We start from the raw sequence: 24,160 nt of genomic DNA, 5'->3' as shown, positions 1-24,160 counted from the left end.
CTCGGCAGTCAGCGCCGCCTGCTTGGCCTGATACTCCTTCGACATCTCCTTGGCGTAGCCGCCAGCGGTCTCGGCGGCCTTGAACTCCTCGTCCTCGACGGCGAGGAACTTGGCGCCGAGCGAGGCGACCTGTTCCTTGACCGCCGGACGCACGTCCGTGGCCGTCACGATGGCGCCCATGCGGCGCGCGGTGGCGATCGCCTGCAGGCCGGCGACGCCGACACCCATGATGAACACCTTGGCCGCCGGCACCGTGCCGGCAGCGGTCATCATCATCGGCAGCGCCCGGTCATATTCGGAGGCACCGTCGATGACGGCCTGGTAGCCGGCGAGGTTGGCCTGCGACGACAACACGTCCATCACCTGGGCACGCGTGATGCGCGGCATGAACTCCATGGCAAAGGCGGTCACGCCTGCCTTGGCCATCGCCGCGACCGCCGCGTCATGGCCATAAGGATCCATGGTGGCGAGCACGGCAGCGCCCGATTTGTAGGTCTTGAGCTCGGCCTCGCTCGGCCGCCGCACCTTCAGCACCACATCGGCCTTGGCCGCATCCGCAGCCTTGCCGATCTTTGCACCCGCAGCCTGGTAATCGGCATCGGTGATGCGCGACAAGGTCCCTGCCCCAGCCTCGACAATCACATCGAAGCCAAGTGCCGCCAGGCGTTTCACCGTCTCCGGCGAACCGCCAACACGACCCTCAATCGGATCAATCTCTCTTGGTATGAAAATGGTTCCGGACATCTGTCCCTCTCCGCGCAAAAACTCGTCCGCCGGGACACGTCCCGGCGGCGCTCAAATTCCGTTTGCCGCTGTTGCAGATTTTGCCCTGCGGTCGCTCCGACCAAGGCGATCTTGAGGCGTCGCCTCTAATGGGCGACGAGAATACCCTTGGCCTCGAAGATCGCCCGGATCTGGCGAACGTAGGCGTGGTATTCCTTGTCTTCGTGCGTCCTGCTCCACTGGCGCGGACGCGGCAGATCGATCTTGAGGTCGAGGTCGACGCGGCCCGGGCGCGGCGACATCACCAGCACCCGGTCGGCCAGGAACACGGCCTCGTCGATGCCGTGGGTGATGAACAGCACCGTGTTGCGCAGGCGCAGCCACATCGCCTGCAGGTCCATGATCATCTGCTCGCGGGTCAGGGCATCGAGCGCGCCGAACGGTTCGTCCATCAGAAGCAGCCCCGGTTCCTGGATGAGCGCCCGGCAGATCGCGACGCGCTGGCGCATGCCGCCCGACAACTCCGAGGGATATTTGTTGCCGAAGCCGGCGAGACCGACCTGGGCCAGCAGCTCCTCGGCGCGGGGCCGGAACTTCGCCACATCCTGCTTCTTGATCTCGATGGGCAGCAGGATGTTGTCGAGCACCGTGCGCCAGTAGAGCAGAAGATCCGACTGGAAGACCACGCCGGTCTTGGGATGCGGTTTGCTGACGCCGTCGCCGTCGATCGAAATCGTTCCGGTCGAGGCGCCGGTCAGGCCGGCGAGCAACGACAGCAGCGTGCTCTTGCCGCAGCCGCTGGGCCCGACAACGGCAACGAAGCTGCCGGGCTCGATCTTGAGATCGATCTTGTCGAGAGCGAGGACGTCGTCGTCCTCGCGCGTCTTGTAGATCTTGGAAAGCCGCGAAATGTCGACCGCCGCGCCCGTCTGGGTAGTGGCACTCATGGGATTGCCTCACTGAACCTGTTGTCGTTGCTCGGCCGCACCGGCGACCGGCTGATTGCTTGTGGCGTGGCTACTTGGCGGCGTCGCGCTTGTAGGTGACGCGGGATTCGATGGTGTCGATGATGAAGTACAGCATCACGCCGAGACCGGAGATGGTGACCACGGTGGCAAAGTTGAGCGTCGTGTCGAACAGCGAGTTGGCCTGGAGCTGCAGGTAGCCGAGGCCGCGTTCGGCGGCGACATATTCACCGATGACCGCACCGATGACGGCAAGCGACACCGCAACCTTGAAGCCACCGAAAATGTTCGGCAATGCCGCCGGCAGGCGAACCTTGAAGAAGGTCTGCCATTCGCTGGCGCCCATCGAGCGGACGAGATTGACCAGGTTCTTGTCCAGCGATTGCAGGCCGACGACTGTCGAGATGACGATCGGGAAGAACGAGATCAGGAAGGCCAGCGTGATCTTTGGCGCCCAGCCATAGCCGAGGTAGAGCACCAGCAGCGGCGCCAGCGCCACCTTGGGCACGGTCTGCAGTGCCACCAGGATCGGATAGATGGCGCGCTCGAAGGCACGCGAATAGAAGATAGACAGCGCCAGGGGAATGCCGATCAACACGCCCATGGCAAAGCCGGCGACGACCTCGAACAAGGTGACGTAGGCATGGGTGGCGAGCAGCGGAAGCTCATTGACGATGCGCTTGGCAATGGCCAGCGGCGTCGGCAGGACAAATTCCGAAAGGCCCGACAACGGAACCAGCACCTGCCAGGCGCCAAGCAATATGGTTGCGAGGATGAGCGCCGAATAACGCTCAAGCCAGGGTCCTCGCGACTTTTTCCTGCTCATCTTCTTGCCTTGTTTTGCCTGCGCGCGATCGGCGCCGATTACATCCGTACTCGCCACCGTAGCCTCACTGCGTCAGAAGTTCATTGGTATAGAAAGCCGAGATCGGCTTGGCATCGCCGATTTCCTCGACACTGCCGATCAGCTTGAGCGCGTCGGCGATCGCCTTCTCGTCGATGTAGCCGGTGGGCGTACCGGTAGGCGAATGGATCGATGCCGAGGTTGCCTCGATCTGCTCCTGCACGACCTTATCGGAAGGACCCGCCTGCCAGACGGCCTTGAGCGCCGCAGTGGCGGCAGCCGGATCGGCACGGGTCAACTCGATCGCCTTGGCATTGGCTGCCAGGAAGCTCCTGAGCGCCGGACCTTTCTTGGCGATGCCGTCATCGCTGGCGACAACCGCCATGCCGGGCACGGCCAGACCGAATTCGGTCAGGTCGAGCGTCGGGAATTTCTGGCCTGTCTTGTCCTCGAGCACCGGCAGGTCATTGGTCTTGTAGACGCTGACGACGTCGACCTGCTTCTGCAGGAACTGCGGCACGCGCGACTGCGAGTCCATCTGGACCTTGGAGACCTTGCTGCAGTCGATCTTGTTGATCTCGCAGAAGGCGCCGAGATAGGAGGTGCCGGTCTCACCGACGGCATGGGCAATGGTCTTGCCCTCGAGATCCTTGGGCGTGTTCACCGCCTTGTCGGGATGCGAGATCAGCGCAATCGGCGACTCCGGCTGATAAAGCGCGATGATCTTGACCGGCATGCCCTTCTGGATTGCCGAAATGGCAAAGATGCCGGGCAGGATGACAGCATCTTCCTGGCCCTGGATGAGCGAGCCGAGTGCGGCCTGCGAGCCGGCACCTTCGCCGAGCTTCAAGGTCACGCCGGCATCCTTGTAGATGCCCTTCTGCTCACCCAGATAGAAGAAGCCGTACTCACCCTTGAGCTTCCAGCTGAAACGGACGTTCACGTCTTCGGCCATGGCGCTCTGGCTGGCCATGAGCGTGGCGAAGGCGGCTGTCGCGGCAAGCGCGGCACCGCGAATGACACCTGTGGCGTACAACATATCACTCCTCCCTAACGGACGCCCTCCAGCGCCCAATTGGCCCGAAGGCCTGCCTCTCTCCCCAAGAACCGAACCCGAGGCTCCTACCCTCAACCTCAATTCTTGATCTCATAGTGTGATCACATTTGGTGATTGTCAAGCAATGAATCGGGATGCGGCGACCAGGATTTTCGGATCGTCGCACCACTCACGACGTCCTTTGCGACGCTTTGTCCAAGCATCGGAAATCGCTCGTGGATTCACCACGCGTCGCGTCGCCGCAACCTGCGTGGAAGCGAAGATCGACAGCGAGGTCGCAGCCGGTCGCAAAAATTTGATGACAAGAGATGTAGCTTAGTGAGCCGCTGCAAAAGTGCTGGGCAGCGAGTTCTCGATGGCCTGCAGGCTCAGATCGCGGGCGATAAACACCAGCCAGCCACCTTCGGACCCCTCGGGCCACCGCGGCAGATACTCGGGCGGATACACGACGTGTTGCACGCCATGGATAACGACAGGTCGAGGATCGCCCTTGACCGAGAGCAGCCCCTTGACCCGGAGGATCGACTGGCCACGGCCGGCCAGCAGCAATTCGAGCCAGTCGACGAAGGCAGGCCAATCGACCGGCTTGTCGACGGTGACGGTGAAGGTCTCGACGCCGGCGCTGTGCTTGCCTGCCATCGGGACATCGGCGAGTTCGATATGACGCGGCTGCCACTCGTCGGGGTGGTCGAAGACTTCGGCTGAACGCGGCTTGCTTGCCTTACTCGACACAAGGCGCCTGACCGACGGATTGACCTTGGCGATGTCGAGCTGGAGCGCATCGAGCCGCCAAGGCTCGACAAGGTCCGACTTAGTGACGACGACACAGTCGGCCAATGCCACCTGCTGCACGGCTTCGGCAAACTGGACGATCGACCCGGCGCCGCCGACACCGTCGACGGTCGCAACGATGATGCCGGCACGATAGCCGCGCCTGAGCTTGAGGTCGCTCATGACGGCCTGCATGATCGGTGCGGGATCGGCAAGCCCGCTGGTCTCCACCACGACACGGCGAAACGGCGCCACCTCGCCGCGGCGGACCATCTCGAGCATATCGGCAAGCGTCGAGACAAGGTCATCGCGCACGGCGCAGCACAGGCAGCCCGACGACAACAGCACCGCGTCTTCGGAGACTTCGCGGACGAGCAGGTGGTCGAGCCCGACTTCGCCGAACTCGTTGATGACCACCGCGGTGTCGGCGAGATCGGGCTCGCCGAGCAGATGCCTGAGAAAGGTTGTCTTGCCGCTGCCGAGGAAGCCGGTCAGCACATGGACCGGAATCCTGTCATCCGACACGGGAGCGGTAGGCAACATGATCAGTTGACCTCGAAGATCGCGTCGATTTCGACCGGCACGTTGCGTGGCAGCGAGTAGCAGCCGACGGCGGCACGGGCATGGCGCCCGGCGTCGCCGAACACTTCGACCATCAGGTCGGAGGCACCGTTGATGACCTTGGGATGATCCCTGAAGTCGGGCTCGGCATTGACGAAGCCGCCAAGGCGGATGACGCCGACGACGCGATCGAGATCGCCGTCAAGCGCCTGCTTGAGCTGGGCGAGGATGTTGACGGCGCACAGGCGCGCCGCGGCCTGGCCTTCCTCGACCGAGTAGTCGGAGCCAAGCTTGCCAGTGAACTTGTCCTTGCCGCCTTCAGCAGGCACCTGGCCGGAAATGTAGACCTGGCCGCCGTGGCGGCGTGCCGGAACGTAATTGGCCAGCGGCGCCGTCGTTGCCGGCAGCAAGATTCCCAGGCTCGCCAGCTTGTCTTCGATCTTTCCCGCCATCGCGAGCTCCTCCCAGAGAAAATCAGTAATCGAATTGCAGCTCAGGACCGTGGGCGAAGGGCAGCTCCAACCCTTGTGGACCGGCGACGCTGAGCAGCGCCTTGCAGGTGGTACGGATGTCGTGGACGATGCCCTTCTTGGCCGCCGCCGCGTTGCCTTCCTTGAGCGCTGCCAGGATGTCCTCGTGATCGGAGGCATTCCAGGGCATCGAAGGGATCAACAACGACATGTACATCGTCGGGCCGAATTGCAGCCACAGCGACTCGATAAGCGGCATCAGCACTTCCGAGGCGGCCGCCTCATAGAGCGTAAAGTGGAATTTCTGATTGAACGACAGGCAGTTCAGGATGTCGCGCTTCTCGATTGCCGTCAGCAGCTGCTTGTTGATCGCCGAAAGTTCGCTGATCAGCTCCGGCCCTGCCTTCTTGACTGCAAGTTCGGTCGCCATGCCCTCGAGCATTTCGCGCACGGCGAAGAGATCGCTCAGTTTCTCCGGATTGAGTCTCGGCACCCGCACCGAGCCACCCTTGGTTTCCTCGAGTGCATTGGCGGCAACCAGGCGGCTGAGCACCTCGCGCACCGGCATCGGGCTGGTGCCGAGACCAGCGGCCAGCTTGCGCAGGCTCATCACCTGGCCGGGCAGGAACGCGCCGACCATCAATCCACGTCGCATGTAGCGCAGCACGTGTTCGTGCACATGCCCACGCGCGGGCTTTGCGCCCTCGCCGTTGGGCTCGATTTCCGGCTTTTCGATCCGCATCCTGTCTTTAGCCTCCGTCTCTTTTATTCGAGTTTTGCGATCCGACAGGAACAGCCTTTCCCGCTGATCTCTTGCAGTCGCACCGGCCGGGGGCATGAAGTTGACAGGCCGCGATCTGTGATCTCATATTGTGATCAATAAATGAACTTAACGAAAACGGCAACCTTTAACTGCCACGCCGTTTCGCCAGGATAGCCAGCGTCGCGCAAAGCGTGCAGCCGTCACCACAGCCCTTCCGGAGTTTCGCCAATGACTGCACCCGTCGTCGACCAGGCCGCCTTGCGCGAAAGGATCGCCGGCGGCGCCAAGACGGGCCGGTACATATTGCGCAACGTGCGCCTCAACAGTGCAGTGACAAGAACAGGTGCCATGGACGCCCCAGGGTTCTTTCTTGCTGACCTGACTGTAGAGCACGGCAGGATATTGGCAACAACTGCGGCGCGCAGCAGCTCCACCGAAACAAGCGAAGGCATCATCGACGTAGGCGGCCGCGTCGCCCTGCCCACCTTCGTCGACTGCCACACCCATCTCGACAAGGGCCATATCCTGGCGCGCACGCCCGCAGCGAACGGGACCTTCGAAGGAGCCTTGGCCGCGACCCGCGCCGATCGGACCGCCAACTGGTCTGCCGGAGACGTCTTCATGCGCATGGATTTCGCCCTGCGCTCGGCCTTCCACTACGGCACCTCGGCTATACGCACCCACATCGACTCGCAACCGCCGCAAGACGCCATTTCCTGGCCGATGTTCATGGAACTCCGGCAGCATTGGCGCGGTCGCATCGACCTGCAGGCCTCATGCCTGTTCCCCATCGACATGGCCCGCGACGACATCTTTCTCGATGGCGTGGCGCGGCGAATGGCTGCTGCGGGTGGCACACTGGGGGCGGTTGCCTATCCCGCCCCCGACATCGACCAATTGCTTGACCGCATGTTTGCCGCCGCCGCCCGCCATGGTCTCAACCTGGACTTCCACGCCGACGAAACTGCGGACCCCGCAGCCGACGCATTGCTGCGCATCGCCGAGGCCAAGCTACGCTCCTCCTTCGGCGGCAAGGTGCTGGTGGGTCACTGCTGTTCGCTGGCGATGCAAGAGAAAGCAGTCGTCGATGCCACGCTCGACACGGTCGCGGCAGCAGGCGTCGCCGTCGTGTCGCTGCCAACATGCAATCTCTATCTCCAGGATCGCCGTAACGGCACAACCCCCAGATGGCGCGGCGTGACTTTGCTGCACGAGATGAAGCATCGCGGCATCCCGGTAGCGCTGGCCTCCGACAACACCCGCGACCCCTTCCACTCCTATGGTGATCTCGACATGCTCGAAACATTCCGGCTGGGCACGCGTGTACTGCATCTCGACCACCCAACCGGTAATTGGATCGGTGCCGTGACTACAACTCCGTCTGAGATCATGGGCATGATGGGCAAGGGCTGCATCGCCGAGGGTCAGCCGGCCGACTTCATCCTCTGCGAAGGCCGCAGCTGGTCGGAGGTGCTGTCGCGCGCGGAGAGCAACCGCATCGTCATCCGCGACGGCGCACCGCTTTCGACCTCCCTGCCCGCCTATGCCGAACTCGACCAGTTGGAGGGCCTGGCGCTCGATTGAGCCGAGGCGACGTCAGGCACCAAGAAAAAAGCCGCCGAAAACCGGCGGCTTTTTTGCATGAATATCCGCGAACGGGTCAGGCCGTGGCGCCGACCTGATAGAGTTCGACCTTGGTGCCGTCGGGGTCGGCGATATAGATCGTCAGGCCATAAGGCCCATCATGCAGGTCGGTGTAGTACTTCACGCCTGCCTTCTTCAACCTGGCATCCATGGCGCGCACGTCGTTGACCTCGAAGGCGATGTGATCGAGCTGGCGATGATCAGAGGCCTTGCCGTGGATCAGCGCGATGCCCTGATGGAAGGCGGTGAACGGACGCCCGTCGGCCAGCGGCTTGGCCGGACGGATCGTGAAGCCGAGCTGGTTGGTGTAGAAGGCCACCGACGTCTCGATATCGTTGACCATGATCAGTTGGTGGCCGTAGTTGGTGACGCGCGGCTTGACCTGTTCGCCGATCCAGTCGAGCACTTCGGACGAGTGGGCGATCTCGCAGAAATACTGCTTCCACACCTGCTTGGCGGTGGCTTCCCACTCGGCGTTGACACCCGACACGCAGTCGTCGACCGCGATCACGTCGAGGTCGCGCAGATAGGCCTCGCGGATCGAGGTTTCGACACAGGCATTGGTGGTCGCACCGGTGACGAACAGATGCTGGGTGCCGAGCATCTTCAGCATCATTTCGAGACGCGTCTCGTAGAAGGCGCCGAAGCGATGCTTGCGGATGACGAAGGCCGGATCGAAATCGGCCAGCGGCTTCAGCTCGTCAATGATCTGCTCGTCCCAGCTGCCGGCCAGCGCCGACACCTGCTTGCGGCGGGCGGTGTGGCCGAGCAGCTTCTTTTTGGCGCGGTTCTGGTCGACGGCGAAATGCTCCTGCATCGTCCAGATGACAGGGATGCCGGTGTCCTGGCAGCGCTTGATCAGCTTGGCCAGCGGCGGCACGATCGCCGACAGGCGCTTGGTGTCGACGCCCGAGACGCCGAGCGTGCCCTTCTCATGGATGAAGGCGTTCTGCAGGTCGATGACCAGAAGCGCCGACTTGCGATAGTCGAGAACGTCGAGCGCCATCACTTGTGCTCCACCATGTCGATGCCGAGCACGCCGCCGCGACCCCAGCTGTCCTTGGGCGTCTCATGGATCACCACATGCAGGTGATCGGGCTTGCAGGCGGCCTCCTCGACCATGGCCTTGGTGATGGCTTTCACGAGGTTGCGCTTCTGCTCGACAGTGCGCCCCTCCCACATCTCTACGACGACGAACGGCATTGCTATTTCTCCTCTCTTTCGCTGGGCATGGCACCGGAGGCCCAGACGGGCACGGCGGGTGCAAAACCCGAAACCAGATCGTTGTTGGCCCGATCGGCGCCCGAAAGCAGCCACAACGGGCGGTTCGAATAATTGACCAGCACCTGCTCTTCCATGCAGGCACGGTTGGCCGGATGGTTCGGATCGCGCTCGAAGCGGCTCGTCGCCGGCATCAGCCTGACGACGTAGAGCGGCTCCGACGGGTCGAAACCGGCGAGCACGTCGGGATCTATCTCCTCCAGCCGGACTGCCTTGATTACCGGCTTCTCCCTACTGACAGCCGCCAGCACCACGACGCCCGCCAGCGGCGTCACCGGCCAGTAGCGGCCTTCACGGCCCTGGGCGACAAACTCGCCGTAGTGACCAACTTCGGCGAACAGCTCACTGTCCCAGAGGATAACGTCAGCTCCGATGATCTTTATCGCGGCGTCGATCACAAGATCGCTCTCGCACAGGTCGAGAAAGCTCCAGGGATCGGTCAGGCCGATGCAGTGGCCCCATGGGTTATGGATCCCCGACAACCTCTCCTGGCGGATCGTCGCCTTGCGAGCGACGATCCTGTCGACCGCTTCGCGCACCGGCAGACGCGTCGGTGCCAGCGAGATGCGGCCGGCCAGGTCGAGCTGGTCGGAGACCCCTTGGGTCATGACGGCACCGTCACGCAGCGGCCGCGGCCATAGTTGCTCTCGGCAACCACGCCGTTTTCGTAGACCACGTCGCCGCGGGCGATGGTCATGACAGGCCATCCCCTAAGCTTCCAGCCCTCATAGATGCAGGTGCCCTTGCCCGTGTGCGCGACCGTGCGTTCCTCGTCGAGGTCCACCAGCACGAGGTCGGCATCGAAGCCGACATCGATATGGCCCTTGCGTGGCCACAGCCCGAAGCGGCGCGCCGGGTTGAACGAGTTGAGCTCGACCAGGCGACTGAGCGGCAGCCCGCGCTGGTGCACCCCGAAATGCAGCATCAAAGACAGCTCCCATGGGAAGCTGACGACACCGGGGAATTCCGTCCACAGGTCCTCAAGCTTCTTGGGCAGGAAGGGCACATGGTCAGTGCCCAGGCTGTAGACCGAACCGTTGAGCATGCCGGCCCACAGGCCTTCGAGCTCGTTGCGATCGCGCAGCGGCGGCGAGATCTTGGCGCGCATGTCCAGATCCTCGTCATAGCAGGTGCGCGTCAGGTAATGCGGGCAGGTCTCGACGGTGACATGCACGCCGCGCGCCTGCGCCTCGGCGGCCAGCACCGGGCCCATGCCGACAGACGTATGCACCAGATGCAGCGAGCAGCCGGTCTTCTCGGCGAGGAAGATCATGCGCCTGATGGTTTCGACCTCGCAGAAGGCCGGACGCGATTCGGTGTAAGCGCCGAGGTCCTGGCGACCGGTCGCGGCGATCTCTTTCTTGATCCACGAGGCGATCTGGGTGTTCTCGCAGTGAACGTTGATCACGCCGCCGGGAATCTTCGACAGGATGCGCATCGCCGCATAGACCCAGCCATCCGTCGCCGGCACGATGCCGATCGGATTGTCTGGCTCGTAGCCGAAATAGCACTTGAACGACTTCACCCCGGTCTTGGCGACGATCTCGGGGATTTCGGCGATGTGTTCCTCGCGCTGGATGCCGAAGTGGAAGCCGAAATCGATGACCGAGTTCTCCTCGCCCAGCGCCTTCCGCTCCTCGTAGAACGGCAGATAGGATTCCTTGAGGTTGCGGATGTAGAGCAGCGCGGTGGTGACACCGCCTGAGGCAGCTGCCGCCGTCTCGGTGCGCATGTCCTCAGGATAGGGGAACTTCACGCCGAGATGGCAATGCGGGTCGATCAGGCCCGGCATGAGCACCTTGCCCTCGGCATCGATGGTGCGGGTTGCGTCCGGCAGCACCTCGTCGGCTCCGGTCAGCACGATTTTGCCGTCCTTGACCGCGACGCCGCCGTGGAATTCGCCGTCGTGGCGAACCACGCGCGCGTTCTTGATGACCAGATCCGCCTTCATCACTTCTGCTCCAAAATGCCTTCGATGCGCCTCGAGATGCCGCTCCACTGACTGCGGCCGACGGTGATCGGGGCGCGAGCGCCCATGCCGCGAGCCCAGATCGCCTTCAGCCCCAGCTCGGCAGCCGCCTCCCTATCGATGGTGCCGGGCGGCGCCGCGACATCGACCAGCAGCGCGTGCTTGGGCAACAGCTTCAGCTGGTCACGATCGAGCAGCCGCTTCGGCACGCTGCCGATGACGATGTCCATCTTGGGCAGGAATTCGGGCAACTGTTCGAGCGTCAGCGATTCCGCGCCTGCGGCGTAAGCCGCTGCACGCTGAACCGGATTGCGCGCAGCGACATGGACATGGGCGCCGAGCGCCACCAGCGTGTTGGTCAAAAGCGAGCCAATTGTGCCCTGCCCGACCAGGCAGATGTTGGACTTGTGGATGGTGATCTGGGTGTTCTCGATGATCACCTTGAGCACACCTTCGACAATCGCCGGGCCGCGCAGCAGCATCAGATCGACGTCCCATTCATACTCGTGCAGCGTAATGCCGAGGGCCTCGCAATGAGCCTTCAGATTGGCGTCGGCCCAGCCGAGGATGATATGAGCAGGCTTGTTCATACCATCAAGCATCTCGCGGGTCGGGATGATCTTCTCAGGGCACTTCGGCGCAAACAGCGCGCCTTCCGCGGTGATGCCGGGGATCGGGAACAGGGCGATGTCGGCCCCCTTGAGCGCATCGGCGGCGTCCTTGGCGTGGTAGACGCCTTCGATGCCCTCGTCAGGCCATGGGAAACCATAGGCACGGACGGTGGCGCCGGCGCGCACTGCACAACGGGCGATTTCCTGTTCGCGGGCGTCACCGGCAACGACGGCGATGGTGGTGTTGTTCCAGCTCATTTCGCTCTCACCTTCTCGATCACCTGGGCCTTGGTCATGCCGGCGATGCCCATTGCCTCGGCGGTGCGGCCGCCCTTGCGGTAATCGGTGCCGACGGCGATCTGTGCCAAGCTGTAGAGCGAATGCGCCACAGGCGTATCGACGCCGGCAATCCTGGCGAATTCGAGGAACGGCAGCAGCCCGTGGCCGAAGTCTTCCTTGTAGTAGCGGTATTCGAGCGAATCCGGGCCCTTGATGCGCTTGTTGGCCTCGCCGCCCGCGATCGCGGCGCGGAAATCGCTGGTGTCGGTCACGTCGGCCTCGACGGTGCCGAGCAGCTTCATCTCCTCGACCAGATTGGGCAGATCATGTCCAAAGGCCCTGGCGACCGCCAGACGCTCGTCGTCGAGCTGCTTCATGACGCGGGCGACGCCGGGGGTCATTGCGTCGACGTAGAAGGTGAAGTTTCCACCCGTCGCCTCGACCCAGGCCGCTGCCAGAACAGCACCCGGCGGATGCAGGATCATGTTCACGTTGGACAGGTCCGACGCGATCACGTCGGCCACAGGCGTGAGGCCCGGATAGAGCTTGCCGGCGATCTCCAGCACCTCGGCCCCACCCTTGAGCGCTGCGGCCTTGAGCTGCTTGGCGCGCCCTGACACGGTGACGCCGTCCGGGCGGTACTTGCGCGCGACATAGGTCAGCGTCGAGAATTCGACGACGGGAGGTGCCGCACGACCTGTGCGCGAAAAAGTCTCGGCGAATTCCAGCGCGCCGCCGGTGTGGCCGGGATTGAGCACAACCGGCCTGCTCGACGACCAGCCGGCAGCCTCCAGCGCCGAAGCGATGGCCGAATGCGAGAAGGTCGGCAGCACGACGACAGCGACATCGACGCCTGCAATCGCCGCCTTGAGATCGGTGGTGATCAGCGCCGGCTTTGCGACGCCCTCGCCGAGCTTACCTTCATAGGCGACGCCGCCCAACCTGATGTGCGGCTCCAGCGTTTCCGCCGACCGCGCCCAGAAGTGCACGTCGTGCCCGGCCTGGACCAATTCTGCGACCGAGGCTGCACCGCCCGCACCCGCGCCTAATACTGCAACTTTCATTTTCTCCTCCGGGGGCCGAGGTACGACCTGCCGGCCGCACGACGTCATGCTGGGAACAGGTACTCCTCCCCGTTCCTCGCGCCAATTGATTGCCATCAATCAGTTTGATCACACTTTATGATCACACTGGGAATTGTCAAGCGTAAGAATGCGCTTCCGTCTTTCAAGCAGCCTGATGCCTGAGCCCCGCTGCCTCGATACCTGCGATGGCCGCGAGTTCGTCGTTATCAGAGGTGTCGCCGGTGATGCCGATGGCGCCGAGGAGCTTGCCTGATGCGTCGCGGATGAGCACGCCGCCGGGAACCGGCACGATGCGGCCGCCGGAAACGGCGTTGAGCCCTTCCATGAAGTGCGGCCGCTCCTTCGCCGTCTGGTCGAGCCAGCGCGAGCCCATGCCGACTGCCAGCGCGCCATACGCCTTTCCTGAGGCGATCTCATAACGCAGCATCGAGGCGCCATCCTGCTTCTGGAACGCCTTGAGATGGCCGCCGGCGTCGAGCACGGCGACCGTCAGCGGTTTCATCCTGGCCTCGGCACCCTTGGCAAGGGCCGCTGCGATGATGGTGTTTGCGGCAGCGAGCGTCAGTTCGGTCATGTTTTTCTCCAAGGGATTGATGAGGCTTGTGGGTCTAGGGGCACTGGTTAGCGGTTCGAGCGATCACGCGGGTCCGCAGATTCTGACGTCGGGGCGCTTGTTCGCCCCTCTGGCCTGGCGGCCAAACTCCCCCTGGGGGAGATCAGGCCTTCACCGGCGCCGCGGCCAATCGCCGAGGCTCCGGTGCTGCACCTTTCGGCCGGCCAGGATGGGCACTGCCGGTGACGCGACTGATCTCCCCCCTTGAGGGGGAGATGCCCGGCAGGGCAGAGAGGGGCAACGTCGAGCGCCAGCTCTCAACGCCGCTGGGTCAGCCGGCGCGTTTGCTCATCTTCGCCTTGAGCTCGAGCCTGCGCTTGTGGAGCACCGGTTCGGTGTAGCCATTGGGCTGGGCGCGGCCTTCAAAGACGAGATCGCAGGCAGCACGGAAGGCGGTCGACTGGTCGAACTCGGGCGCCATCGGTCGGTAGAGCGGATCGCCGACATTCTGGCGGTCGACGATGGCTGCCATGCGCTGCAGCGAGTCCATCACCTGGATGTGCGAGCAGACGTCATGACGCAGCCAGTTGGCGATGTGCTGGGAGGAAATGCGCAAGGTGGCGCGGTCTTCCATCAGCCCGACGTCGTTGATGTCTGGCACCTTCGAGCAGCCGACGCCCTGGTCGATCCAGCGCACGACATAGCCGAGAATGCCTTGCGCGTTGTTGTCGAGCTCGCGCTGGATCTCGTCGGGCGTCCAGTTGGGACGAACGACCACAGGCACCGACAGGATGTCGTCGAGACGCGCCTTGGGCCGGCTCTTCAGCTCGGCCTGCACCTGGTGCACGTCGACCTTGTGGTAGTGGGTGGCATGCAGCGTCGCTGCCGTCGGCGACGGCACCCAGGCTGTGTTGGCGCCGGCCTTCGGATGGGCGATCTTCTGCTCCAGCATCGCTGCCATCAGATCGGGCATCGCCCACATGCCCTTGCCGATCTGGGCATGGCCCGACAGGCCGCATTCGAGCCCGGTGTCGACATTCCAGGCCTCATAGGCATTGATCCACGGCGCCTGCTTCATGTCGCCCTTGCGCACCATCGGGCCGGCTTCCATCGAGGTGTGGATCTCNTCGCCGGTGCGGTCGAGGAAGCCGGTGTTGATGAACACCACGCGTTCCTTGGCGGCACGGATGCACTCCCTAAGGTTGACGGTGGTGCGCCGCTCCTCGTCCATGATGCCCATCTTGATAGTCTTTCTGGGCATGCCGACCAGGCGTTCGACGCGGTCGAAGATCTCGACGGCAAAGGCCACTTCCTCGGGGCCATGCATCTTCGGCTTGACGACATACATCGAACCGGCACGGCTGTTCATGCGGCGGCCATGGGCGCCGACGTCGTGCAGGGCGATCAAAGCGGTAACAGCCGCATCCATGATGCCCTCCGGCACCTCGTGGCCGTCGCGGTCGTGGATCGCAGGATTGGTCATCAGGTGGCCGACATTGCGCACCAGCATCAAGGAGCGGCCGGGCAGCGAGACAGTCCTGCCATCGGCGCCGGTGTACTCACGGTCGGCATTGAGCTTGCGGGTAACCGGCCTGCCGCCCTTGTCGAAGGTTTCAGACAGATCGCCCTTCATCAGGCCGAGCCAGTTGCGGTAAACGGCAACCTTGTCTTCGGCGTCCACCGCCGCAACCGAATCCTCGCAGTCCTGGATGGTGGTCAAGGCCGATTCCAGGATCATGTCGGAGATGCCGGCCGGATCGGACTTGCCGATCGCACTCTCCCTGTCGACCACGACCTCGACATGCAGGCCATTCTTCACCAGCAGCACCGCATCGGGATTGGCAGCAGCACCACGATAGCCGGCGAACTGTTTTGCGTCGCGCAGCGCAACCGCGCCTGAAGCGCTCGCAAGCTTCAGCTGCCCGCCCTCGACCGCAAGCCCTGTCACGTCCGACCAGCTGCCCTGTGTCAGCGGCGCGGACGCGTCCAGAAACGCCTTGGCCCAGGCGATGACCTTCTGACCGCGCCTGGGATTGTAGCCCCTGGTCTTCTCGGCACCATCGCTGTCGGGGATCGCATCGGTGCCGTAGAGCGCATCATAGAGCGAACCCCAGCGGGCGTTCGCAGCGTTCAGCGCGTAACGCGCATTCATCACAGGCACCACCAGCTGCGGGCCGGCAACCGTGGCGATCTCGGGGTCGACATTCTCGGTGGTCACCGCAAAGGCCGGACCTTCCGGGATCAGATAGCCGATGTCGGACAAAAACGCCTTGTAGGCGGCCATGTCGTGCGGGGCGCCGTGCTTGCGGTACCAGGCGTCGAGCTTCAGCTGGAAGTCGTCGCGCTTCTCAAGCAAAGCCCGGTTCTTCGGCCCGAGATCATGCACGATGTCGGCAAAACCCGACCAGAACGCATCCGCATCCACACCCGTCCCAGGCAGAGCCTCGGCAACGACAAAGTCGTGCAATTCCCGAGAAATCGAAAGGCCGTCGACAAAGACGCTGTCATCAACCCGGTTCATCATGTTCATCGTCATAACTCCAGTTCAGGCCGCGATCGCAGCGTCGGCGCGGAACTCGCCCGAAATGGTTTCCGCGACCATCTGGGCTGTGGCTGCCGACAGCGTCCAGCCGAGATGGCCATGGCCGGTGTTGTAGAACACGCCCTGCTGGCGGCCCTTGCCGACCCTCGGCATCATGTTCGGCATCATCGGCCGGAGGCCAGCCCAGGGCACGACCCTGTTGGTGTCGACATCCGGGAACAGCGTGCGCGTCCAGTCGACCAGCGGCCTGACGCGGTCATCGCGAATGTCGCGGTTCATGCCGTTGAACTCGGCCGTGCCAGCGACACGAAAGCGCCCTGCCCCCAAACGGCTGGTGACGATCTTGGCGCGGTCGTCGAGCAGGCTGACCCAAGGCGCAGCAGCCTGGCTGCGCTCGTCGTCGAGATGCACGGTGATCGAGTAGCCCTTGACCGGATAGACGTTGACCCGGTCGCCAAGCATCGCCGCGAAATGGCGGCTGGCGGCACCGGCGCAGACAACGATGCCGTCGGCCTCGACGACCCTGTGGTCGGGCTGGCCGTCGGCACCTGACGTCGTGTAGCCGATGCAGAACACGCCGTCCCTGGCGATGCGGTCGACAGAGGCATCGAAGACGAAACGCGCGCCGCGGCGCTCGCAGGCCTTGGCGAGGCCGAAGGTGAACTTGTGGATGTCGCCGGTCGAATCCGACGGCGTGTAGAAGCCGCCGTGGAAATCGCCATGCAGCGTCGGCTCGATCGACTTTACTTCCTCAGCCGTCACCGGCCGGCGGTCGAGCCCGCCCTCGACCAGCATCGCATTGACCTTCAGCGCATGCTGGAAGCTCGGTCTGTCCCAATAGAAATGCAGGATGCCGCGGCGGACATGATCGAAGTCGATGTTCTCGCGTTCGGCGATGGCGAACAGGTGCTTGCGCGCGGCAATCGCCAGCCGCGTCGTCTCCACCGTATTGTCGCGATAATTGGCGATGTTGGAGACGAATTCAGCCAGCCAGGCATATTTGTGCCAGGTCGGCCTGGGGTTCATCAGCAGCGGTGCATCGCTGCGCAGCATCCACTTGAGGCCCTTGAGCAGCGTCGACCAATGGTTCCAGACCTCGGCGTTGCTGGCCGACAGCTGGCCGCCATTGGCGAACGATGTCTCCATCGCAGCATAACGCTGGCGGTCGACGACGGTGACCTGGTAGCCACGTTCCAGAAGGGCATAGGCGGTGGTGACGCCGGTGATACCGGCGCCGATAACGGCAATATGGGGCATTTCACTCTCCGCGATCAAAGTTGGGCGCGGGCCGAAACCCGCTGTTTTCCCCAATCTGTCGCTGTACCTGAGAGCTTAACCGCACCGGCCCGACCGCTGCGGCTTTCCCCTTCGGTGGACGCTCGTGGCGCCTCTCTCCAGATCGTTCAACTGCATGGTCACTTTTGCCTGAGAGTTTCCTGGGGGGTTGCTCCGTCGGCGTCGGCCGGTGTCATCTTGCAGCGGCCGATCTCTCCCATGCAGCCTCTTGAACGCGTGTCTTCATAGCTGGTGCCAAGCCCTTCCGCAACGTGAGGCACGGAAGGGACTGGCCATCAGTTGCCTTCGTCGTAAAGCGTCGTAGTCGTCTCGACGCCGTGCTCGTGCAGGCCCGCACGCACCACTGCGGCAGCGGCGAGTTCGCGCGCCTTACGGCGAATGCCGGCCTCGTCGACGCCCTGGACCTTGCCGTCGGCATAGACTGCCTTGCCGTCGACCCATGTCTGGGTGATCGAAGCGGTCGACGCAGAGAACACCAGCGCCTGCAGCGGATCGTAGAACGGTGTCCACTCGACATGGTCGAGATCGAACAGGATGAAGTCGGCCTTCTTGCCGATCTCCAGCGAGCCGATCTCGTCGTCCCACATCAGGGCGCGCGCGCCTTCGATGGTCGCGGCACGCAGGGCGTCGCGGGCGGTGAAGACGTCGGGCTTCAGCCGCGCGTCCTTGAACATGCCGGCGACGACCAGCATCTGGCGCATCAGGTTCATGTTGCCTGCAGCCGACACGCCGTCGGTGCCGAGGCCGACCTTGACGCCGGCCCGGACCATCTCGGGATACTTGCCGATCGACGTTGCGCCCTTGCCGAGTTTGAATGAAGAGCACGGGCAGAAGGCGACGCTGGCGCCACGTTCAGCCAGAAGCTTGACCTCCTCGTCCGACACCGCCGCGCCATGGGCGATGACCAGGTTCTTGCGGATGCCGCCGGCATTGTCGACACGGGTGATCGGCCAACAGCCATACTTGCTTTCGCAGACCTTGGCCTCCTCGATCGAGGTCGCCAGGTGATAGGTCGTGCCGACGCCCAGCTTCTCGGCCAATGCCACGGCGCCGACATGCAGTTCGAGACTACAGGGCTCCTTGCCCTCGATGTTGACCCAGCAGCGGGCACGACCGTCGAGCGTATTGTTGTAGCGCAGCACGTTTTCCTCGAGCACCTTCAGCGCCGTCTGCGCATCGGGGAAGAAGTGGTGCTCGGCCATCTCCTCGGTCCAGCCGCGCGGCAACTCCGCCGGACGGTTGTCGGCGGCGTGACGGCCGGTGATGCCGCGGATGCCGGTCTTGTCCATGGCACGGATGACGATGCCGGGATCGTATTGAGAGCCCATGTCGAGGAAGCAGGTAGTGCCACAGCGCAGCATCTCGGTGATCCCGAGCAGCGCGCCCCAATATTCATCCTCTTCAGTGATATGGGCGTAGAAGGGCTTTGCCCAGTGGAACACCCAGGCACGGGTGTTGAGATTGTCGGGGAAGACCGCGCGGGAAAGGGTCTCCGACAAATGCACATGGCTGTCGACGAAGCCTGGGCACATGCCCAGCATGGTGCCGTCGATCACCTTGTCGAAGCTTTTGCCCTTATGGCGCGCGGCCACCTCACCGGCAGCTCCGATGTCGGCGATGCGGTCGTTCTCGACCACCACGCTCGCATTGCGCAGCACCGTGTCGTTCTTGTCGACGGTGAAAGCGAAGTTCAGATTTTCGATCAGCGTGCGCATGCGGCTCCACCCAATGCTCTACTCACGGACTCCTCCAGATCGCGTCGCCGGTCCGTGACGGCGAAGCGACGTCTTGCTTTGCAAGCCGGGCCACAAAGCATCCCGGCTGCCAATTCACAAGCGACGCTGGCTCAAGCGACCGCCTTGACCTTGCTGCCCTGCTTGGCCGTGCCACAGAGGATCAGCTTGTCGGTGTCGGCATAGTCGGACAGAAGCTCCGAGCCCTTCGACGTCACCAGAAGCATGTCCTTGTTCTGCATGCCGTAGCCATAGCCGGTGTCGTAGCAAAGCGGCTCGAAGCCGAGCACCATATTCTCCTCCAGCGGCGCATCGCTACCCGGCTTGCCGAGCACCGGCGTCAGGCCGAGATATGGATCCTCGTGCAGATGCAGGCCGATGCCATGGCCGACGAAGGAAATCGGCGGCAGGTTGAGCTTGGCGAGCTTGGCGATGAAGGCATCGTAAATCTCGCGGCAGCTGGCGCCCGGCTTCACCTTCTCCATGATTTCATATTTGCACTCGACAAGGTGCGCCCAGATCTTGTCGGCCATGGGCGGCGCCTCGCCGACGATGGCCGTGCGGCAGACGCCGGCCTGGTAACCGTTGATGACCGAGAATATCTCGACGCGGCAGACGTCGCCGCGCTTGAGGATACGATCGGACGGGCCAACATTGGGGAGCACCGAGCGCTCGCCGGTGGCGACGATCAGAAGCTTGAAGTGCTCGGCGCCGAGCGAATAGACGTTGCGGGTCAGGTGACCGGCAATGTCCATCTCGGAATCGCCGGCATCGACCACGGCCAGCGTGTCTGTGATCGCCTGGTCGGCGATGCGCGACAGCTTGCTGAGCAGAGCGATCTCTTCGGCCGTCTTGATCTGGCGCAGCCTGGCCAGGATCGGCTCGGCATGTTCGAAGCGGGCGCTTGGCATCGCCGCGATCAGGCGGGCAAAGTCGCCTGCCGGCAGATAGTCCATCTCGAGGCCGATGCGCGCCTTGCCGAGGCCGAGGCCGGCGAGTTGGTCGGCCAGCACCAGCATCGGATCGTCGGAGAATTCGGCCCAGATGCGGGCCGCCATGTCAGGCAGGCGGCGCTTGATGGTCGATGCCTCCATGTCGACGCCAAAGATCGCGGTGCGTCCATCAGCGGTGACGATGGTCATCGCGTGGCGGTGGCGGATCAGCGGCTGCGACGGCACGACGAAGCCCGCGGTATAGGCGAAGTTCTCGGGCGACGAGCAGATGATGGCGTCGAGCCCATGCTCGGCCATTGCCCTCACCTGCTTGGCTACGATTTCTGCCCGCATGATTTGGTTCCTCTCCTTGAGTTTTTTGACCGGCGCTCAGTCACGCACGCGGTATTTTTCGACCTTGGCCAGATCGACATCGATGCCCATCCCGGGACCCGACGGCACGACAACCGCACCATCGACGACCTGCATCGGTTGGACCAGAAGGTCGTCCTTGTAATAGATACCGCCGACCTGGCCGTGTTGCGCCTCGGCCGGCGTCGAGATCGGGATGACGCAGGACAGCGTCGCCGCCGGCGAGGCAGCCGCGACCTGGACATTGGCGAGGTTGCCGATGCCTGTTTCGATCGAGCCGTTGACGTTGCAGATGATGCCGGCAGCGCGGCAGACCGCGCCGACCTCCATCGCCTTGTAGAGACCGCCGGCCTTGGTGGTGTAGATCGAGACGATCTGGATGCCGCCGTTCTGGATGATCTGGACGGCGTCGTGAGCGTTCCATGCCGACTCGTCGGCCATGACGGGCGCATCGATACGGCGGCCGACTTCGGCGATGCGCTCGATGCCCATCACCGGCTGCTCGACATATTTGAGCCGGTACTTTTCCATCTGGCGCACGGTCTGCACCGCCTCGCCAGGCGTCTTGTAGCCTTCATTGGCGTCGACGCAGATCTCCATCGCCTCGCCGGCCGCCTCGCGCACCGCCGCCACCATCTTGACGTCGCGCGCCGGGTCCACGCCGATCTTGACCTTGATCGTCCTGATGCCTTCGGCGGCAAGCTTGGCCGCCTCGACCTTGGCCTCCTCGATCGAGATCAGGCCGACCGAATGGGTGATTGCGACCTTGTCGCGCGCCTTGCCGCCGAGCAGCGTATGGACCGGCACGTTCAGCCAGCGACCGGTCAGATCGTAGGCCGCGAACTCGACTGCCGCCTTGGAATAGGGATAGCCGCGGATGATGGCGTCCATGCGGGCATGCAGCTCGGCGAAATTGCCGAGTTCGAGACCGATGACGGCGGGCGCCAGATAGGTTTCGATGACGCTGCGGGTGATCATGGCGGACTCGCCGAAATAGCGACCGAACTCGCCGCCCCAGTCCTTCAGCGCGGGCGCTTCGCCCCAGCCCACCCGACCGTCGCTGTCGGTCATCTTGACCATGACATAGCGGCCGATGACCTCGGTCAGGCCGGCCCATTTGTGCTCGCGCCGCGTCGGCAATTGAACAATGAGCGTTTCGATGGACTTGATCGTTGGCACCGGTCTTACCTTTTCCTTGTCACCGCCGAGGCATCTCTATACGATGCGATCATCTAGTGTGATCACACTTTATGATCATATTTTTGGATGTCAAGCGACCTGCCTCGCGAAATTTGGTACGACCGAGATCAACCAGGGCAGACAGCAAAACGGGGAGGGAAAGATGATCGTCGAAGCGACCAACTACTTTGCAAGGCAAGGTCAGGCAGAGGCCGTTCTGGAGCAGCGCCGCAAGGCAACGGAAATCAGGCTCGAGCTCGGATTGGAGCCCGGACGCATCCTGCTGAAGCTGGAGGGATCAGGACCTGACGTGCGCTGGGAATGCAGTTTTGCGTCACAGGAAGCATACGAAGCCGATAGGGCGGCACGAGCCGCTTCACCCGCCTTCGAAGCCGCGCGTAAGCAGATGCACACGTTGCTCGACAGATTTGAAAGGCATGTCAGCGTGCAAGACGAAGGCTGACGTCCGCACCAGGTTTGTTCGCAAAGGCGCGTGGACCAGACGCGCTATTTCAAATCGGCCTTCCCAACGCGGGCGTGTCCGCGTTGGCCAGCGGCGGCTACTTCATTCGCCCGTAATCGCGCATCAACGCCACCAGTTGATCATGTGGCATGGCCTGGATGCGAAAACGATCAAAGGCCGTGCCGCCGGCATCTTCAGCCGCCAGCATCGCATTGACGACGGCCTCCTCCACGCTGTCGACAGTCGCTGCGTAGACCGCGTCGAGCTTCTCGTCATTGACGATCTCGATGCCCAGCTTTGGTGCCGCGCAGTGTGCCATGGCCTGTTTGTTTGCCGTCGAGAAAGCCAGAAAGATGTCGCCGGAGTTGTTCCCGCCGGGGGTGCCACCACGACCGATGCCAATTGTCGCGCGGCGCGCCAGCCGCTGCAACTGGTGCGGGGCCATCGGCAGGTCGGTGGCGATGACGACGATGATGGATCCGCGCTCAGCAAGCTGGCTTTGGGGCGTGCCGTCCCGCATGTGTTCGCCAACGGGTACGCCCCGGATCGTCAGCCAGTCGCGCTGACCATGGTTGGCCTGAACCAAAGTCCCGATCCGGTGTTCGCGGCCGCCGAACTCGACAATGCGGGAAGCCGTGCCTGTCCCCCCCTTGAAGCCATAGGTAACCATGCCGGTACCGCCGCCGCTGTTACCCTCCTGCACCGGCCCAGACGACATGCTGTCGAGCGCAGCCCTGACATCCGCCTCCGTAATCGGCAGGCCGTTGATGTCGTTCAGGACACCATCATAGGTTTCGGCAATGACGGGCATGATCCACAGGAAGCTGTCCGTGTCATATGTCGAAGCGTAGCGCTCCAGCATCCATTTGACGGTGGCGTGGTGAGCCATTCCGACGGCATGGGTATTGGTGATCACGACGGGACCGAGAAAGTAGCCGCCGTCCTCGATCCAGTGGGTGCCTGTCATCTCGCCGTTGCCGTTGAAACGATGCACTCCCGCATAAACAGGCACGGGCGTTGGCGAGGCCGCATGCGGCATGATGGCAGTGACGCCTGTGCGCACCGGGAGCTTGCGTCCCGGCCTCGGCGTATCCTCGGTGATCGTCCTGAAGCCAACACTGATGCCATCGACGTCGGTGATGGCATTCAGCGGACCGGTCCGGCCTGTAAATGGCAGGCCGAGATCGCGGGCCCGGGCTTTGGCAATTGCTGAGCTGGTATTGGTCATGGGTGTCATTTCTGCCGAGAGCGCAGATAAAGGCCAAGCGAGGCCACGATGAAGGAGAAGGAAAGCATCATCACCGCGATGGCATTGATTTCGGGCTTTATGCCGCGGCGGAGCATGGCGAAGATGAACATCGGCAGCGTCGTCACATCGACGCCGGCGATGAAATAGGTGATCACGAGATCATCCATCGAGATGATGAAGGCCAGCAGCGCGCCGCCAACTATTCCTGGCAGCAATTGGGGAAACACCACCTTGCGGAAGGTCACCCACTCATTGGCGCCGAGATCGGCGGAAGCGTTTTCAAGCGTACGGTCCATGCCCGCCAGCCGCGCCGACACGACGATGAAGACATAAGAGATCAGGAAGGTGCACTGGCCGATGATGATGGTCCACAAGCCAAGCGCAATGCCCGAGTTTACGAAGAAGATCAGCAAGGCGATGCCAAGCACGATGTCGGGCATCAACATCGGCATGAACATGACGGTGCGATAGAAGCGCTTGCCGAAAAAGGCGAACCGGTAGAGGGCGATCGCCACGGCGGTGCCCAGGACAGTCGAGATCGCGGTGGTGGAGCTTGCTATGATCAAGCTGTTCCAGACGGCCTGGACCAGTTGATCCGTTGACTCGATGTACAGCGCATTTTCGGAGACGGTCGTCTTGAAGCCGAGGACCTGTGCGTACCACTCTGTGGTGAACCCGGTCCAGGTCATCATGTTGACCGGGTTGGAATTGAACGAATAGACGGCAATCAGCGCCAGCGGAATATAGATGAAGGCGAAGAATAGCGCCGTGTAGGCAAACAGGCTGCCGCGGAACAGAAAGCGAGCGATCTTCATGTC

At 63.1% G+C, this 24,160-nt stretch carries 22 protein-coding genes, 1 pseudogene and 1 riboswitch; of the genes and pseudogenes, 2 read left to right on the top strand and 21 right to left on the bottom strand.

Features of this window, described 5'->3' with window-relative positions; all coding sequences use genetic code 11:
• The 7 genes and pseudogenes from B015_RS0127935 to B015_RS31740 all read right to left on the bottom strand — a co-directional run.
• Nucleotides 1-744, bottom strand: a pseudogene (locus tag B015_RS0127935) (NAD(P)(+) transhydrogenase (Re/Si-specific) subunit alpha); the annotation flags it as partial.
• Between the two features lie 125 nt (nt 745-869).
• Nucleotides 870-1,670, bottom strand: coding sequence for an ABC transporter ATP-binding protein (locus B015_RS0127930; RefSeq protein WP_018431071.1), 801 nt, complete (start codon nt 1,668-1,670; stop codon nt 870-872).
• A 70-nt stretch (nt 1,671-1,740) separates the two neighbouring features.
• Nucleotides 1,741-2,514 (bottom strand): ABC transporter permease, encoded by a 774-nt coding sequence (locus B015_RS0127925; protein ID WP_051092018.1) that lies wholly within the window; start codon nt 2,512-2,514, stop codon nt 1,741-1,743.
• A gap of 64 nt (nt 2,515-2,578) precedes the next feature.
• A complete protein-coding gene (locus tag B015_RS0127920; RefSeq protein ID WP_018431069.1) occupies nt 2,579-3,571 on the bottom strand; it encodes an ABC transporter substrate-binding protein in 993 nt (330 codons plus the stop codon).
• A gap of 333 nt (nt 3,572-3,904) precedes the next feature.
• Nucleotides 3,905-4,903 (bottom strand): GTP-binding protein, encoded by a 999-nt coding sequence (locus tag B015_RS0127915; RefSeq protein ID WP_018431068.1) that lies wholly within the window; start codon nt 4,901-4,903, stop codon nt 3,905-3,907.
• Nucleotides 4,904-4,905: 2 nt separating this feature from the next.
• Nucleotides 4,906-5,373, bottom strand: a complete 468-nt coding sequence (locus B015_RS0127910; RefSeq protein WP_018431067.1) for a RidA family protein — start codon at nt 5,371-5,373, stop codon at nt 4,906-4,908.
• Between the two features lie 22 nt (nt 5,374-5,395).
• Nucleotides 5,396-6,133: a GntR family transcriptional regulator gene (locus B015_RS31740; protein WP_018431066.1), complete on the bottom strand. Its 738-nt coding sequence runs from the start codon at nt 6,131-6,133 to the stop codon at nt 5,396-5,398.
• Between the two features lie 249 nt (nt 6,134-6,382).
• Between B015_RS31740 and B015_RS0127900 the strand changes: the two genes are divergently transcribed.
• Entirely contained in the window at nt 6,383-7,738 is a 1,356-nt protein-coding gene (locus B015_RS0127900) for a cytosine deaminase (RefSeq protein ID WP_018431065.1), read from the top strand.
• 76 nt (nt 7,739-7,814) lie between these two features.
• Here the strand turns inward: B015_RS0127900 and B015_RS0127895 are convergent, their stop codons facing one another.
• The 12 genes from B015_RS0127895 to B015_RS0127840 all read right to left on the bottom strand — a co-directional run bounded on the left by B015_RS0127895 (nt 7,815) and on the right by B015_RS0127840 (nt 21,630).
• Nucleotides 7,815-8,804: an isochorismatase family protein gene (locus tag B015_RS0127895; RefSeq protein ID WP_018431064.1), complete on the bottom strand. Its 990-nt coding sequence runs from the start codon at nt 8,802-8,804 to the stop codon at nt 7,815-7,817.
• A complete protein-coding gene (locus B015_RS0127890; protein ID WP_018431063.1) occupies nt 8,804-9,001 on the bottom strand; it encodes a 2-hydroxymuconate tautomerase in 198 nt (65 codons plus the stop codon). The genes B015_RS0127895 and B015_RS0127890 overlap by 1 nt, the downstream gene beginning before the upstream one ends.
• A gap of 2 nt (nt 9,002-9,003) precedes the next feature.
• Nucleotides 9,004-9,687, bottom strand: coding sequence for a hypothetical protein (locus tag B015_RS0127885; protein ID WP_018431062.1), 684 nt, complete (start codon nt 9,685-9,687; stop codon nt 9,004-9,006).
• Nucleotides 9,684-11,030 carry an amidohydrolase family protein gene (locus B015_RS0127880; RefSeq protein WP_018431061.1) on the bottom strand — a complete coding sequence of 449 codons (1,347 nt, stop codon included), beginning with the start codon at nt 11,028-11,030 and terminating at the stop codon, nt 9,684-9,686. The genes B015_RS0127885 and B015_RS0127880 overlap by 4 nt, the downstream gene beginning before the upstream one ends.
• Nucleotides 11,030-11,917, bottom strand: coding sequence for a dipicolinate synthase subunit DpsA (locus B015_RS0127875; protein WP_018431060.1), 888 nt, complete (start codon nt 11,915-11,917; stop codon nt 11,030-11,032). Before B015_RS0127875 ends, B015_RS0127880 begins: the two co-directional genes overlap by 1 nt.
• Nucleotides 11,914-13,002 carry an NAD/NADP octopine/nopaline dehydrogenase family protein gene (locus B015_RS0127870; RefSeq protein ID WP_026227822.1) on the bottom strand — a complete coding sequence of 363 codons (1,089 nt, stop codon included), beginning with the start codon at nt 13,000-13,002 and terminating at the stop codon, nt 11,914-11,916. The genes B015_RS0127875 and B015_RS0127870 overlap by 4 nt, the downstream gene beginning before the upstream one ends.
• 163 nt (nt 13,003-13,165) lie before the next feature.
• A complete protein-coding gene (locus B015_RS0127865; protein WP_018431058.1) occupies nt 13,166-13,597 on the bottom strand; it encodes a heme-binding protein in 432 nt (143 codons plus the stop codon).
• Between the two features lie 310 nt (nt 13,598-13,907).
• Nucleotides 13,908-16,112 carry a malate synthase G gene (locus tag B015_RS0127860; RefSeq protein ID WP_018431057.1) on the bottom strand — a complete coding sequence of 735 codons (2,205 nt, stop codon included), beginning with the start codon at nt 16,110-16,112 and terminating at the stop codon, nt 13,908-13,910.
• 9 nt (nt 16,113-16,121) lie between these two features.
• Nucleotides 16,122-17,375: a D-amino acid dehydrogenase gene (locus B015_RS0127855; RefSeq protein ID WP_018431056.1), complete on the bottom strand. Its 1,254-nt coding sequence runs from the start codon at nt 17,373-17,375 to the stop codon at nt 16,122-16,124.
• A 145-nt stretch (nt 17,376-17,520) separates the two neighbouring features.
• Nucleotides 17,521-17,623: riboswitch (glycine riboswitch) on the bottom strand.
• Between the two features lie 66 nt (nt 17,624-17,689).
• The gene (locus B015_RS0127850; RefSeq protein ID WP_018431055.1) at nt 17,690-19,129 is read right to left on the bottom strand and encodes an amidohydrolase family protein; all 1,440 of its coding nucleotides are present in this window, start codon (nt 19,127-19,129) and stop codon (nt 17,690-17,692) included.
• 131 nt (nt 19,130-19,260) lie between these two features.
• Nucleotides 19,261-20,433, bottom strand: coding sequence for a Xaa-Pro peptidase family protein (locus tag B015_RS31735; protein ID WP_040457341.1), 1,173 nt, complete (start codon nt 20,431-20,433; stop codon nt 19,261-19,263).
• Nucleotides 20,434-20,469: 36 nt separating this feature from the next.
• Entirely contained in the window at nt 20,470-21,630 is a 1,161-nt protein-coding gene (locus B015_RS0127840) for an enolase C-terminal domain-like protein (protein WP_018431053.1), read from the bottom strand.
• On the opposite strand from B015_RS0127840, the gene B015_RS33960 reads away from it, so the two are divergent.
• A complete protein-coding gene (locus B015_RS33960) occupies nt 21,611-22,093 on the top strand; it encodes a hypothetical protein (protein ID WP_245262426.1) in 483 nt (160 codons plus the stop codon). The genes B015_RS0127840 and B015_RS33960 overlap by 20 nt on opposite strands.
• Before the next feature lie 97 nt (nt 22,094-22,190).
• On the opposite strand, the gene B015_RS0127830 is transcribed toward B015_RS33960, so the two are convergent.
• Together B015_RS0127830 and B015_RS0127825 are read right to left on the bottom strand one after the other, a co-directional pair.
• Complete coding sequence (locus B015_RS0127830) at nt 22,191-23,321, bottom strand: P1 family peptidase (RefSeq protein WP_018431051.1); 1,131 nt, start codon at nt 23,319-23,321, stop codon at nt 22,191-22,193.
• A 5-nt stretch (nt 23,322-23,326) separates the two neighbouring features.
• Entirely contained in the window at nt 23,327-24,157 is an 831-nt protein-coding gene (locus B015_RS0127825) for an ABC transporter permease (protein ID WP_018431050.1), read from the bottom strand.
• Between the last annotated feature and the right edge of the window lie 3 nt (nt 24,158-24,160).

Origin of the sequence: Hoeflea sp. 108 (assembly GCF_000372965.1) — a bacterium.
Lineage (GTDB): Bacteria > Pseudomonadota > Alphaproteobacteria > Rhizobiales > Rhizobiaceae > Aminobacter.
This window is presented reverse-complemented; position numbering and strand designations above follow the sequence as displayed.